Raw genomic sequence first — 12,469 nt, 5'->3', positions numbered from 1 at the left:
GGCGAGGGTGCGGGGCCCTTCCCGAGGCGAGGGTGCGGGGCCCTTCCCGAGGCGAGGGTGCGGGGGTCTTCCCGAGGCGAGGGTGCGGGGCTGTGGGCGGGAGTGTGGGAGGGAGTGTGGGAGGGGCGGGGCGGTGGGGGCGGGCGACTCGACCGTCGCCCCCGGGGCTCGAATCTACGGACCGGAACCGGCCCACTGAAGGCGTGATCCACGGCGCTGGAGGCCGGTCCGCCGGGGAATCCGTGCTATTCCTCCTCCATGACCGCGATATCCCTGGACGCCATCGACTGGCGCATTCTCGACGTCCTCCAGCGCGACGGACGGACCAGCTTCGCCGACCTCGCGCGCGCCGTCTCGATGTCGGCCAGCGCGGTCACGGAGCGCGTGCGGCGGCTGGAGGAGGCGGGGGTGATCAGTGGTTACGCGGCGGTCGTGGACCCGGAGCGGGTGGGGCTGACGATCATGGCGTTCGTACGGCTGCGCTACCCGAACAGCAACTACAAGCCGTTCCACGACCTGGTCGGCGCGATGCCGGAGATCCTGGAGGCGCATCACGTGACGGGCGACGACTGCTTCGTCATCAAGGTGGCCGCGCGCTCGATGCGCCACCTGGAGGAGATTTCCGGCCGGATCGGTGGCCTGGGCTCGGTGACGACCAGCGTCGTGTACTCGTCTCCTCTCCCCCATCGCCCCATCAGCAGCTAAACCCGTAACGGAAGGCAATACAGAACAAATCGCCCCACACTGGCACATCCACCCTGGAGTCGCAGGTCACTGACGCGCCATCACCCGAATGGACCCCCCAACGGGCACCATCTCATATCTGAGATAACCTCAACCTCATGGCAGACGACTACCTCGTACGCATCGGCAAGCTCATCCGTGATGCCCGGCAACACCGGGGCTGGACACAGACGCAGCTCGCGGAGGCGCTCGGCACCAGCCAGAGTGCGGTCAACCGCATCGAGCGCGGGAACCAGAACATCAGCCTTGAGATGATCGCCCGCATCGGTGAGGCGCTGGACAGCGAGATCGTGTCGCTCGGCTACGCGGGCCCGATGCATCTGCGGGTCGTCGGCGGCCGCCGGCTGTCCGGTGCCATCGACGTCAAGACGAGCAAGAACGCCTGCGTGGCCCTGCTCTGCGCGTCCCTGCTGAACAAGGGCCGCACCGTGCTGCGCCGGGTCGCGCGCATCGAGGAGGTGTACCGCCTGCTGGAGGTGCTCAACTCCATCGGTGTGCGCACCCGTTGGATCAACGACGGGGTCGACCTGGAGCTGGTCCCGCCGGCCGAGCTGGAGATGACGGCGATCGACGCCGAGGCCGCCGTACGCACCCGGTCCATCATCATGTTCCTGGGCCCGCTGCTGCACCGCATGGACCAGTTCAAGCTGCCGTACGCCGGCGGCTGCGACCTCGGCACCCGGACCATCGAGCCGCACATGATCGCGCTGCGCCGGTTCGGCCTCCAGATCGCGGCGACCGAGAACCAGTACCACGCGCAGGTGGACCGTACGGTCCGCCCGGACCGCCCGATCGTCCTGACCGAACGCGGCGACACCGTGACCGAGAACGCGCTGCTGGCCGCGGCGCGGCACGACGGCGTGACCGTCATCCGCAACGCGTCGTCCAACTACATGGTCCAGGACCTGTGCTTCTTCCTGGAGGCGCTGGGCGTGAAGGTGGAGGGCATCGGCACCACCACGCTGACCGTGCACGGCGTGTCCAACATCGACGTCGACGTGGACTACTCCCCCTCCGAGGACCCGGTCGAGGCGATGAGCCTGCTGGCCGCGGCGGTGGTCACCGAGTCCGAACTCACCGTGCGCCGCGTGCCGATCGAGTTCCTGGAGATCGAGCTGGCGGTCCTGGAGGAGATGGGCCTCGACCACGACCGTTCACCGGAGTACTTCGCGGACAACGGCCGTACCCGCCTGGTCGACCTCACGGTCCGTCCCTCCAAGCTGGAGGCGCCGATCGACAAGATCCATCCCATGCCCTTCCCGGGCCTGAACATCGACAACGTCCCGTTCTTCGCCGCCATCGCCGCGGTCGCCTCCGGCCAGACCCTGATCCACGACTGGGTCTACGACAACCGGGCGATCTACCTCACCGACCTCAACCGCCTCGGCGGCCGCCTCCAACTCCTGGACCCCCACCGCGTCCTCGTCGAAGGCCCCACCCGCTGGCGCGCCGCCGAAATGATGTGCCCCCCGGCCCTGCGCCCCGCCGTCGTCGTCCTGCTGGCGATGATGGCGGCGGAGGGGACGTCGGTGCTGCGCAACGTGTACGTCATCAACCGGGGTTACGAGGACCTCGCGGAGCGGCTGAACTCGATCGGGGCGCAGATCGAGATCTTCCGGGACATTTGATACGACGATGCCGCCGCACCCCGTCTGACCTGCCATTTAGCGGGCCAGGGAGGGGTGCGGCGGCATGTCTGGGACTTCTCTGGGACTTTGGGCCTGCGGCGGACTACGAGCCACGCTCCACAGGCTCTGGCGACCGGCCTCGGCTGGGCCCAGAGCCAGGTCAAAGTCGACCATCCGGGCGGCAGCCTCACGCACTTCACCATCGCGGCCACCGGTAAAGACGGCAACTACTGGTTCCGTATGCGCTGGGACAACGGCCAGTGGACCAACTGGCAGGTCAGCTGCGCCGTCGACCCCAACGGCCCCTACTGTCCGTGACGACATGGTGCTTGTGTCAGAAGTGGGTGGTGCGGGAGTCGACCAGGCCCCACAGCCCCTGCTCGCGGCAGCCCAGGCGCATGCGCTGCACGGAGGTGCGCGAAACCGGCCCGAACCCGATCGCGGTCGGCTCCGCGGCCTTGGCCTCCACGCTGGGCGTCGGTGAACGCGATCGGGCCTGCATCACCTCCTCGCAAAGCGCCGACGTCCGTGGCGCGGCCGTCCCCACTGGCGTGGCATGTCCCGGCGGAGGGTGCCGGGGCCGGCGGCGGAACGCGACGAGACGATGCCGCGCCGCCGGACGGTGCAGCGGCGCCGGGCCGGGTGCCGTCCCGCTGTGGAACGATCGGTGACGACAGGTGTCCACAGGGGAGAAGGACTGCATGAGCGGGCGACGAGATGCTGACGGCAAGGCTTCCACCACGGGGCACGAGCACGGAAAAGGGGCCGGGGAGACCGTTGCCGATCGGCTGCGCAGCGCCCAGCGCGTCCTGTCCCCGGCCGAGCGAAAGATCGCACGGGCGCTGATGGCCCGTTATCCCGCGGCCGGGCTGGAGTCGACGCACGGCCTGGCGGCACGGGCAGGGGTGAGCGCGCCGACGGTTGTGCGCTTCGTGAGCAGGCTGGGGTTCAGCGGGTACGGGGAGTTCCAGCAGGCCTTGCGGGACGAGGTACAGGCCCGCCGGGCGTCACCGCTGACCTTGGCGCCGGTGATAACCGACGCGTCCCACACCGGCGAACTGTCCGAGGCGGCCGCCGAGGTGGGCCGCGTCGCGCTGCACCAGACGTTCGCGGCCCTGCCCGAGAAGGACTTCGAGCAGGCCGCTGCTCTGCTGAGCGATCCCACCCTGCGGATCACCGGTTTCGGCGGCCGGTTCACCCACCCGCTGGTGCAGTACTTCATGCTGCACCTCCGGCTGATGCGTCCCGGCGTCGAGATGTACGCCCAGCCGCCGCACCGCGATGCCGGATTCCTGGTGGACGTGGGGCCGCAGTATGTGTGCGTGGTGTTCGACCTGCGGCGCTATCAGCGCGACACCGTGGAGCTGGCCAGGCTCGCCCATGAGCGCGGGGCCCGGATCGTCTTGTTCACCGACCCCTGGCTGTCGCCGATCGCCGAGTTCGCGGACGTGGTGCTCACAGCGCGGGTCGAGGCCCCCGGCTCCTGGGACAGCATCGTGGCTCACACGGCGTTGGTCGAGGCGCTGGTCGCCGCGGTCCACGCTCGGCTGGGCCCGGCGGCCGACCGCCGGATGCGAGAGGCCGACGAAGCGGCGGAGGGCTTGACCACCGACTGATGTGAAATGCTTGTTTCGTCTTCTCTGGGCGTTGACGTGGATGATGGAACAGTTATTTCATACCGGGGTCCGGGATGCACACAGCAGCCCAGTCCCCTTCGGAGCGCCTCGTGGCAGATCACCACCGCACCCCGCGCAAGCTACGTCTGTGGGAGGCCGTCGCCCTTTCCGTCGGCATGATGGGCCCCACTCTCGCCATGGGCCTCAACGGAGCCGGGGTCGCCAGCGCCGTGGGGCCCGCCGTGCCGCTCGTCTTCCTGCTCGGCCTGCTCGGGGTCGCGCTGGTCGGCTACGGCTTCTGGCGGCTCACCCGCTACTTCAACCACGCCGGCTCGGTGTACGCGCTCGCCGGCATCACGATCGGACCGCGGGCGGGGTTCTTCGGTGGATTCGCCCTGCTGGGTACCTATATTTCCTTCCTCACCTGCACCCTCGCGGCCACCAGCGTCTTCCTGCACGCATTCCTGCGGTCGCTCGGTCTCCACTCGACCGGCCCTTGGGTCGTCACCGCACTGGTCGCCGCCTTCGGTGTGACCGCCCTCAACTCACGCGACACCCGGCTGACCGCACGCACGCTGCTTGTCGTGGAGGGTGTCGGCATCCTCGCGATGCTGCTGCTCACCCTCGTCATTCTGGGGCGCACCGCCACCGGAACGGCCCCCCGGCACCAGACCCTCGACCTGTCGGCCTTCTCGCCGCACGGCGCCGGTTTCGGCACGATCATGGCCGCCACCGTCTTCGCCTTCCTGTCCTGGGCCGGCTTCGAGGCGTGCGCCTCACTCGGAGAGGAGACGGACAACCCCCGGCGCAACATCCCGAGAGCACTGGCCGGAAGCGTGATACTCACCGGGTTCCTGTACGTACTCGTCATGTACGCCCAGACCGTCGGTTTCGGCACGGACAAGCAGGGTGTCACCGCGTTCGGTCGGTCCGAGTCCGCCCTGTCCACGCTGTCGGGGCAGTACATCGGAACCTGGTTCGGCCTCGTCGTGGCCTTCACCGCGGTCGCGTCGGCCTTCGCCTCCGCGCTGTCGTCCTCCGCCGGGGCCGCGCGCATGGTGTACGCCCTGGCCAGGGACGGCTTCGGGCCGAAGGCCCTTGCACACACCCATCCGCGCACCGGTGCTCCGACCACCGCGCTGCGTTTCACCGGGGCGGTATCCGCGGTGCTGTGCGCCGTGATGTTCGCCGTCGGCAGCGCCGCCTTCGACATCTACTACTGGTACGCCACCCTCGGAGTGCTCTGCGTGCTCGTGGTGTACGCCGTCGCGGGCGGCGGGGTCATCGCCTTCATCCTGTCCGGCGGCGGCCGCATACGCCGATGGGAGCTGATACTCCCGCTCACGGGCATCTGCTACCTGGCCTTCGTCTTCTTCAAGCAGTCCACCGGCCAGACCGCGCCCTACACGTACTTCCCCTGGATAGCGGGGGCCTGGTGTCTGGCCGGCGGCCTCGTCGTGCTGCTCGCCCCGGCGCTCACCCGGCGGATCGGTGATCGTCTCGTCAAGGAGACGCAGGCCACCGCCGACCCGGTTCCCGATGTCGCAGCGGCCGCCTCCTAGTTCCCACGGCACGTGCGTCGCCCGCCTCACGGCATCCCGTACCGCCCCTTCCACAGTCCAGGAGAACCCAGTGGACAGCAGTGCCCTCGTCTTCGTCGCCACCTGTGACCTGGCCGGCCAGGTCAGAGGCCGGGCGGTGCCCTCCCCGGACGAGCCGTCCGTGCTGCGGACCGGAACGGGATGGGTCCCTGCCGACCTTGCCATCACGTCGTTCGGTCCGATCGCCCCCGACAACGTCTTCGGCTCCGTGGGCGATCTGCGGCTGGTCCCGGACGCGGCGACCCGGGTGGACATCCCCGCCGACGGGGGTCGCCCCGGCCTCCGTCTCTACCTCGCCGACCAGACGACGCCGGACGGCGAGCCCTGGCCGTGCTGTCCGCGTACGTTCCTGCGCGACGCACTGCGTGAACTGCGTGAGCGCACCGGACTCGTGGTCACCGCCTCGGTGGAGCACGAGTTCACCCTGGAGGGCCTGCCTTCTGGTCCCCCGTTCTCGTTGCAGCGACTGCGCGATGCGGAGCCGTTCGGGTCGGACCTGATCCACCTTCTCGATCAGGCCGGGCTGGAACCGGAGACCTGGCTGCCGGAGTTCGGCGACGGCCAGTTCGAAATCACCCTGCGGCCCAGCGACGCCCTGGTGGCCGCCGACCGAGCCGTACTCCTCCGCGAACTCGTGCGTGACCTGGCGCGCCGTCGCGGGCTGAGAGCCACGTTCGCTCCGATGACCGACCCCGAGGGGGCCGGCAACGGCGTTCACATCCACCTGAGCCTGAGGGACGCCGACGGACGCCCGGTCCTCCATGACTCCGGGCGGCCCGGGGCCCTGTCCGAGTGCGGCGCCCGGTTCGCCGCCGGAATCCTGCGGCACGCGGCGGCCCTCACCGCGTGGACGGCTCCCAGCCCGGTGTCCTTCCTGAGGCTCGCCCCCCACCGATGGAGCGCCGGTGGTGTCTTTCTCGCCGAACGCAACCGCGAGGCGCTGCTGCGGATCTGCCCGACCACGAGGATCGCCGGCGCGGATCCGGCCACGCAGTTCAACCTGGAGTACCGCGCCGCGGATGCCACCGCCAACCCGTGGCTGGCGCTGGGCGCCTTGGTCCGGGCCGGACTGGAGGGCCTGACCCGCGACTACGGGGAGCCGATGGTGTGGCCCGAGGACGCCGAGGAGACGGACCTCGCTAACGTCCCGGCGCTTCCTGGCTCCCTTCAGGAGGCGCTCGCCGCCCTGGAGGAGGACGAGGTCGTCCGATCCTGGTTCGACCCGCGCCTGCCGGCCACGCAACTCTCCGTCAAGCGGCACGAACTCGCACTGCTGGAGGGCCTCGACGACGCGGCCCGCACCCGGAAGGTCTCCGATGTCTACTGACACCCTGTCCGCCGCGATCGACGGCATCGAACTGGTGGACCACCACGTCCACGGCGCTCTGCACCACGAGGTCGACCGGAACTCCCTGGAGCAGATGCTCACCGAGTCCGACCGCCCCATCCCGCCGTGGATGACCCAGTTCGACTCACAGATCGGCCTCGCCGTACGCCGCTGGTGCGCACCGGTCCTGGGCCTGAGCCCGCACGCCTCGCCCGAGGACTACATGGGGGCCCGGCACGACCTTGGAGTCGTGGAGGTCACGCGCCGGCTGCTGGCCGCCGGCGGCATCGGGCACTATCTGCTCGAGACCGGCTACAAGGGCGACGAGATCCTCGATGTGCAGGGAATGACCGCTGCATCCGGCCGGCCCGTGGACGAGGTGGTGAGGCTGGAGACCGTCCTGGAGGACGTGGCCCGGACCGGGGTCTCCGCCGCCGACCTGCCGACGCGGTTCCGTGAAGCGCTGGCCGAGCGGACCGCCCACGCGGTCGGGCTGAAGAGCATCGTCGCCTACCGCTACGGCTTCGACTTCGACCCGGAGCGGCCCACCGACCAGGAGGTGACGAACGCTGCCGGCGCATGGCTGGCCAGGTCGCGGAGCGAGAACTCGTTCCGGGTGTCCGACCCGGTGCTGCTGCGCTTCGCCCTGTGGACCGGCGTCGACCGCAACCTGCCGATTCAGCTGCACGCCGGGTACGGGGACCCGGACGTCGAGTTGCACCGTTGCGATCCGCTGCTGCTCACCCGGTTCATCAAGAACGTCGAACCCCATGGCGTGGACCTGCTGCTGTTGCACTGCTATCCGTTTCAGCGCAATGCCGGTTACCTCGCCCAGGTCTTCCCCCACGTCTATTTCGACGTGGGTCTCGGCGTCAACTACACCGGCGCCCGCTCCGACGCCGTGGTCGCCGAGTCGCTGGAACTCGCTCCATTCGCCAAGATTCTCTTCTCCTCCGACGCCTGGGGACCCCCGGAGCTGCATCATCTTGGCGCCTTGCTGTGGCGGCGGGGCATGTCGCGGGCGCTGTCCCGCTGGGTGGTGGACGGTGACTGGAGCGTGGACGACGCGGTGCGGATCGCCCGCATGATCGGACGGGACAATGCCCGGCGGGTCTACGGTCTGGCTGGTGGAGAATGAGTTCCCCCACCGACTCGGCCGCGCTGCTGCGGGCCGAACTGGAACGGCAGATCCCGGCCGCCGTCGAGCTGCGCCACCGGCTGCACGCCCACCCGTGCCCCTCCGGGGACGAGGCTGAGACCCGGGACGCGGTCCTGGCCGCCCTGCCCACGCCGCACGGCGTGACCAAGACCGCCGACACCGGTGCGGTGGTCCGCATCGGGGGACCGGGCCCGGCTGTCGCCGTCCGCGGCGAGATGGACGCCCTGGCGGTCCCCGAGGAGACCGGCGTTTCCTGGAGATCCCGCCGGCCTGGTCTCATGCACGCCTGCGGGCACGACGTACACCTGGCCGCCGTCGTCGCCCTGGCTCGCGCCGTCGACCGGGTCGGCGGACCGAGACCACTGCTCGTGGTGCTGCAACCACGTGAGGAGACCTACCCCTCCGGTGCCAGGGAGATCATCGAGGAAGGCGTCCTGGAACGGGAGCAGTGCCGGGCCGTCGTCGGCGCCCATGTGCAACCCCTGCTGCCGGCCGGGGAGGTTTCCTGCACGCCTGGTGTCGTGAACGCCTCCTCGGACGAGTTCACGGTCACCGTGCGTGGATCGGGTGGACATGCGGCGTACCCGCACCTCACCAGCGACCCCGTGCTCGCGCTGGCGCACGTGGTCGTGGCACTGCAGAGTCTGGTCAGCCGGGCGATCGATCCCATGACCTCCGTCGTGCTGAGCGTCACGGTGCTCAGCGCCGGCGAGGCCGCCAACGTCGTCCCCGGAACCGCGACGGCCCGCGGCACCGTGCGCGCGATGCGCACCGCCGACCGGGAGACCATCCACGCGCGGATGGCGGAGGTCGCCTCTCTGGTGGCGCGTTCGCAGGGCTGCGAGGCCGAGGTGGAGATCGTGCACGGGGAGCCTGCCCTGGACAACGACGTGGCGCTGGCGGCAGCGGCCACTCCGCTGCTGCGCCAGGCCGGTCTCGAGGTGTCGCACTCCCTGAGGTCGGCCGGCTCCGACGACTTCTCGTACTTCTCGGAGCGTTTCCCGTCGTTGATGCTGTTCGTCGGCACGCACGGGGGTGCGGCCCGGCTGCATTCCTCGTCCTTCCTGCCTTCCGACGACCGGGTCCGCGACGTGGCCGAGGCCCTGCTCGCGGGCTACCTCGCCGCCGCACTGCCGGTCTGACGAACCGGCACCGCAGTTGTGGTGCCAGCGCATCGGCGTGCATCGGTCAGGCCGCCAGGACGGCCGTCGGGGTGGAAGGCGACCTCGGCGGTACCCCTGGCGGTGAGGGTGGTGCCGGGGTGGGCGTAGGCGTCGATCCCGACCAGGGGGCCGCGCTCGCCTGGGATCAGGAACCGTCAGCGGACGCACCGCCGCTCGTGGCACCGCCCTCGGGTGCGGAGGTAGCGCCCTCCGGGTGCCGCCCTCGACGACCGACGCGGGTCGGCCATGCTCGACGACCAACCGCGCGGCGGGCCGTCTTCTCGGGCGATGGGACGTCTCCGGCGGCCGTTACCGGGCATCCCTGGCCCCGAGCCTGCTTCTCAGGCCCGGGGCCAGGTCTCCGGGAGGTTGTGACCGCCGTCAGCTACGAGGACCGATCCGGTGACGAACGAAGCGGATTCGTGTGCCAGGAACGACACGCAGGCGGCGATCTCCTCCGGCGTCCCGCTGCGCCCGAGGGGGCCTGCCGCGGCGGCCTCCGCCTCGAACGGCAACTGGGAGCCTGTCGCCACATAGCCGGGCGCCACGACGTTCACGGTGATGCCGTCCCCGATCACCTCCAGAGCGAGCGCCTGGGACAGTCCCACCAGTCCCGCCTTCGCCGCCGTGTAAGTGGCCTGCCCAGGCATGGCATTGACCGTGCCGGTGGTGGAGCCGACGGAGACGATCCGGCCGTAACCGGCCGTCCGCATCGCCGGAACGACCGCTCGGGACATCAGGAAGGCGGTAGTGAGGTTACGGGCCAGCGCTGCGTTCCATTCGGCCAGCGACAGAGCGGCCACATCCTCCTCGGCGTCCCATCCCGAGCTCACCGATGTCATGCCGGCATTGTTCACCAGAACGTCCAGCCGGCCCCATCGTCGCAGCGCGGCCTGGACCAGGGCGTCCGCGCCCTCCTCGACGGTCAGGTCGGCCACCACACCGACGGCGGCCTCGCCGATCTCCGCCGCACGCTGGTGTACGCGTTCGGACGTCGCGCCCAGCACGACCCGGCAGCCCTCTGCCACCAGTACACGGGCGACAGCCATGCCGATGCCGTCACGGGCGCCGGCGCCCGTGACGATCGCCACTCGATCGCGAAAGCGCGTCATGGCCGCAACCTCTCTGTGCCGTCCCTGTTCACCGCTGCCGTCCCAAGCGCATGCTTCTTCTCCGCGGCCGGATCGGGCCTGAACGCGCCGATCACCGGGCCCAACTGTGCACTGCACACCACTGCTTCAACAAGACCAGATTGGTGATATCGGTGTCAAGGCGGCCCGATCGCCACTAATTCCGTACCTCACAGGGTGCAGTGGTGCCGAAATCGTCATTCCGGGACCGAGGGGCAAGCATCGACGATCCGGTCGATCACGTCCCCCGCCTCGGCCGGCTCGTCGACCTCGGTGCGGGCGCCGGGTGAGTACACGTCCCGGGTGACGACGCCGCGCGGCTCGACCGCCGTGACCGGGCTGGGGCTGATGGACCGCGCTGCGTCCGCCGACTCGCGCCTCCGATCCCGACGCCGATGGCAAGCGGTACTTCGAGCACGACCCCGGCTCGCTGGGCGAGGACCCGGTGGACTGCGCCCCGTACGAGGCCTCGGATGGGCACCTGCCGCTGCACCCGACGGCCGTCACCAGGCCACCAGTGTGCTGGTTGCTTGGCCGCGACCGCCGGTAGGTCCGCGGGCAGCGCCGTGCGCATGAGCAGCTTGCGCCAGGCGGCTTACTTCGCTTCGTCGCGGCGCAGCGTGACGCGCCACAGGCGCCGAGGCAGGCCGCCTTCTTCGAAGGCGGCCTGGTCGAGCGCGGTGAAGCCAGTCGCCAGACGGTCGACGAGTGCCTGGTCGAAGAAGTGGACGATGAACCCGCCGTTTTCGAACATGCCGTCGCCATGGCTGACGCCTGCGCCGTAGTGGGCGTCGCCGGTGTGCCGCACCGTGTAGACGTGCAGTCCGCCGGGGCGCAGGACGCGGTGAACCTCGGCGCTGAGGGCTTCGAGTTCCAAGGTCGTCAGCGCCATGTTGAACAGCATGTGGCTGTAAACGGCGTCGACGCTGGCGTCGGGCAGCGGAATCGGCTCGCGTACGTCGTGGGCCAGTGTGGTCAGCAGCGAGGCGGTCCCGGCCGCCTCGGCTTCCTTCTCCAGGTCGGCGAGCGCGTTCGGCGAGTAGTCCAGGGCGGTCACGGCCATCCCGGCGCGCAGGAACGCGTGGGTGTCGCGGCCCTGTCCGGCGCCGAGTTCGAGCACGTCGCGGACGTGGGCGTGGCCGAACAGGTCTGCGGCGTAAGCGCCAGGCTCGCTCGGCTCGGTGCCGTACATCTCGGGGTTCGCCTGAAAAGTAGCCTGCCAGTGGGCACGCTGCGCGTCGCGCAGGTCATCTCCGGTCGTCATCGGGGCCTCCGGTATGGGCTATGGGGGAGGGGCGGGGGTGGTGCGCAGCGGCGAGCACCACTGGCGGGAAGATCGGCATCGGTGCTGGTAATGCGGCCCCATCGCCGGGATGCCTCCCCTCGGTCCGGCGGGCGACATGGGCGGCGGCGAGCAGCGGCAGGGCGGCGATCGGTGCCGCCGGGTCGGGGTCGGCCGCCGCGCGGCCGTCGGCGGTGGGCACGACGGGCAGGGTGGCGACGCCGAGGCCGGTCAGGCGCTGCGCGGACACCGGATCGTCGACCACCTCGTGGACGACGAAGGGCAGGCGGAGGCCAGCCGGCCAGCGCCGCGCCCCGGCGCGCCGGCCGCATCCCGTCCGGCGGAACACCTCGATCGCCGTGCCGGTCATTGCGCGTCGTCCGAGGGCCATGCCAGCGGCCGCAGTCCGTCCAGCGCCGCCCGCAGCCCGTCCCCGGCCAGGCAGTAGAACACGTAGCCGCCGCGCCGCTCGCCGCGCACCAGGCCGCGATCCCGCAGGATCCGCAGGTGGTGGGAGACGGTGGGCTGGCGCACGCCGGTCGCCTCGACGATCGCGCTCACCGGCACGCACGCCATGTCCAGCGCGGTCAGGATGCGCAGCCGCGTCGGGTCGCCCAGCGTCTGCAGCAGCGTGGCGAGCACCTGTGCCTCTCCGGTCGGCATCGGTTCGCCAGTGCTGGTCATGGTCCCTGCCGTCGTCATGTTCCGTGCCTCCTCCCGCACTGCATCAATATATCTAGCTGTCTGGATATTCCCTTCTGGGGGGAGACCGGCAGCGATTGAATCACCCCGCGCACCCAGCGCATGCGTGCAAGCAAC

13 protein-coding genes and 1 pseudogene are annotated in these 12,469 nt (G+C 70.3%); 9 read left to right on the top strand and 5 right to left on the bottom strand.

Annotated features, from left to right (window positions below):
* Nucleotides 1-258 precede the first annotated feature (258 nt).
* From ACWDD7_RS02905 to ACWDD7_RS02895, 3 genes are all read left to right on the top strand, one after another.
* Entirely contained in the window at nucleotides 259-705 is a 447-nt protein-coding gene (locus ACWDD7_RS02905) for an Lrp/AsnC family transcriptional regulator (RefSeq protein ID WP_450455920.1), read from the top strand.
* 137 nt (nucleotides 706-842) lie between these two features.
* Nucleotides 843-2,372, top strand: a complete 1,530-nt coding sequence (locus ACWDD7_RS02900) for a helix-turn-helix domain-containing protein (RefSeq protein ID WP_351877264.1) — start codon at nucleotides 843-845, stop codon at nucleotides 2,370-2,372.
* A gap of 54 nt (nucleotides 2,373-2,426) precedes the next feature.
* The gene (locus ACWDD7_RS02895; RefSeq protein WP_450455918.1) at nucleotides 2,427-2,690 is read left to right on the top strand and encodes a hypothetical protein; all 264 of its coding nucleotides are present in this window, start codon (nucleotides 2,427-2,429) and stop codon (nucleotides 2,688-2,690) included.
* Between the two features lie 16 nt (nucleotides 2,691-2,706).
* Here ACWDD7_RS02895 and ACWDD7_RS02890 read toward each other — a convergent pair whose 3' ends face one another.
* Nucleotides 2,707-2,874, bottom strand: a complete 168-nt coding sequence (locus ACWDD7_RS02890) for a hypothetical protein (protein WP_450455916.1) — start codon at nucleotides 2,872-2,874, stop codon at nucleotides 2,707-2,709.
* A 199-nt stretch (nucleotides 2,875-3,073) separates the two neighbouring features.
* Here ACWDD7_RS02890 and ACWDD7_RS02885 point away from each other — a divergent pair, with 199 nt between their 5' ends.
* The 5 genes from ACWDD7_RS02885 (at nucleotide 3,074) to ACWDD7_RS02865 (ending at nucleotide 9,217) form a co-directional block, all read left to right on the top strand.
* Nucleotides 3,074-3,988, top strand: a complete 915-nt coding sequence (locus tag ACWDD7_RS02885) for a MurR/RpiR family transcriptional regulator (protein ID WP_351877265.1) — start codon at nucleotides 3,074-3,076, stop codon at nucleotides 3,986-3,988.
* A 110-nt stretch (nucleotides 3,989-4,098) separates the two neighbouring features.
* Nucleotides 4,099-5,550: an APC family permease gene (locus ACWDD7_RS02880; RefSeq protein WP_351877266.1), complete on the top strand. Its 1,452-nt coding sequence runs from the start codon at nucleotides 4,099-4,101 to the stop codon at nucleotides 5,548-5,550.
* A gap of 70 nt (nucleotides 5,551-5,620) precedes the next feature.
* The gene (locus ACWDD7_RS02875) at nucleotides 5,621-6,916 is read left to right on the top strand and encodes a glutamine synthetase family protein (protein ID WP_351877267.1); all 1,296 of its coding nucleotides are present in this window, start codon (nucleotides 5,621-5,623) and stop codon (nucleotides 6,914-6,916) included.
* Entirely contained in the window at nucleotides 6,906-8,054 is a 1,149-nt protein-coding gene (locus tag ACWDD7_RS02870) for an amidohydrolase family protein (RefSeq protein WP_450455914.1), read from the top strand. Before ACWDD7_RS02875 ends, ACWDD7_RS02870 begins: the two co-directional genes overlap by 11 nt.
* Complete coding sequence (locus ACWDD7_RS02865) at nucleotides 8,051-9,217, top strand: M20 metallopeptidase family protein (RefSeq protein WP_450455912.1); 1,167 nt, start codon at nucleotides 8,051-8,053, stop codon at nucleotides 9,215-9,217. Before ACWDD7_RS02870 ends, ACWDD7_RS02865 begins: the two co-directional genes overlap by 4 nt.
* A 362-nt stretch (nucleotides 9,218-9,579) precedes the next feature.
* Here ACWDD7_RS02865 and ACWDD7_RS02860 read toward each other — a convergent pair whose 3' ends face one another.
* The gene (locus ACWDD7_RS02860) at nucleotides 9,580-10,350 is read right to left on the bottom strand and encodes an SDR family NAD(P)-dependent oxidoreductase (RefSeq protein ID WP_351877270.1); all 771 of its coding nucleotides are present in this window, start codon (nucleotides 10,348-10,350) and stop codon (nucleotides 9,580-9,582) included.
* Nucleotides 10,351-10,644: 294 nt separating this feature from the next.
* Here ACWDD7_RS02860 and ACWDD7_RS02855 point away from each other — a divergent pair.
* Nucleotides 10,645-10,849 (top strand): annotated as a pseudogene (locus ACWDD7_RS02855) (hypothetical protein); the annotation flags it as partial.
* Nucleotides 10,850-10,963: 114 nt separating this feature from the next.
* Here ACWDD7_RS02855 and ACWDD7_RS02850 read toward each other — a convergent pair.
* From ACWDD7_RS02850 to ACWDD7_RS02840, 3 genes are read right to left on the bottom strand one after another with little or no spacing between them, the layout of a single operon-like run.
* Nucleotides 10,964-11,632 (bottom strand): class I SAM-dependent methyltransferase, encoded by a 669-nt coding sequence (locus ACWDD7_RS02850; protein ID WP_392211701.1) that lies wholly within the window; start codon nucleotides 11,630-11,632, stop codon nucleotides 10,964-10,966.
* A complete protein-coding gene (locus ACWDD7_RS02845) occupies nucleotides 11,616-12,020 on the bottom strand; it encodes a hypothetical protein (RefSeq protein ID WP_450455909.1) in 405 nt (134 codons plus the stop codon). Before ACWDD7_RS02845 ends, ACWDD7_RS02850 begins: the two co-directional genes overlap by 17 nt.
* On the bottom strand, nucleotides 12,017-12,352 hold the full coding sequence (locus tag ACWDD7_RS02840; RefSeq protein WP_392211699.1) for an ArsR/SmtB family transcription factor: 336 nt from the start codon (nucleotides 12,350-12,352) through the stop codon (nucleotides 12,017-12,019). Before ACWDD7_RS02840 ends, ACWDD7_RS02845 begins: the two co-directional genes overlap by 4 nt.
* Nucleotides 12,353-12,469: the final 117 nt, after the last annotated feature.

This window comes from Streptomyces sp. NPDC001056 (assembly GCF_053598955.1).
Note: the sequence above shows the minus strand (reverse complement) of the source record. Positions and strands in the feature narration are given on the sequence as shown.

Excerpts from the sequence above, each read along its gene's own strand:
- ACWDD7_RS02905 (WP_450455920.1), top strand. The coding sequence starts at position 259 with ATGACCGCGATATCCCTGGACGCCATCGACTGGCGCATTCTCGACGTC.
- ACWDD7_RS02900 (WP_351877264.1), top strand. The coding sequence starts at position 843 with ATGGCAGACGACTACCTCGTACGCATCGGCAAGCTCATCCGTGATGCC.
- ACWDD7_RS02890 (WP_450455916.1), bottom strand. The coding sequence starts at position 2,874 with ATGCAGGCCCGATCGCGTTCACCGACGCCCAGCGTGGAGGCCAAGGCC.
- ACWDD7_RS02885 (WP_351877265.1), top strand. The coding sequence starts at position 3,074 with ATGAGCGGGCGACGAGATGCTGACGGCAAGGCTTCCACCACGGGGCAC.
- ACWDD7_RS02870 (WP_450455914.1), top strand. The coding sequence starts at position 6,906 with ATGTCTACTGACACCCTGTCCGCCGCGATCGACGGCATCGAACTGGTG.
- ACWDD7_RS02865 (WP_450455912.1), top strand. The coding sequence starts at position 8,051 with ATGAGTTCCCCCACCGACTCGGCCGCGCTGCTGCGGGCCGAACTGGAA.
- ACWDD7_RS02860 (WP_351877270.1), bottom strand. The coding sequence starts at position 10,350 with ATGACGCGCTTTCGCGATCGAGTGGCGATCGTCACGGGCGCCGGCGCC.
- ACWDD7_RS02850 (WP_392211701.1), bottom strand. The coding sequence starts at position 11,632 with ATGACGACCGGAGATGACCTGCGCGACGCGCAGCGTGCCCACTGGCAG.
- ACWDD7_RS02845 (WP_450455909.1), bottom strand. The coding sequence starts at position 12,020 with ATGACCGGCACGGCGATCGAGGTGTTCCGCCGGACGGGATGCGGCCGG.
- ACWDD7_RS02840 (WP_392211699.1), bottom strand. The coding sequence starts at position 12,352 with ATGACGACGGCAGGGACCATGACCAGCACTGGCGAACCGATGCCGACC.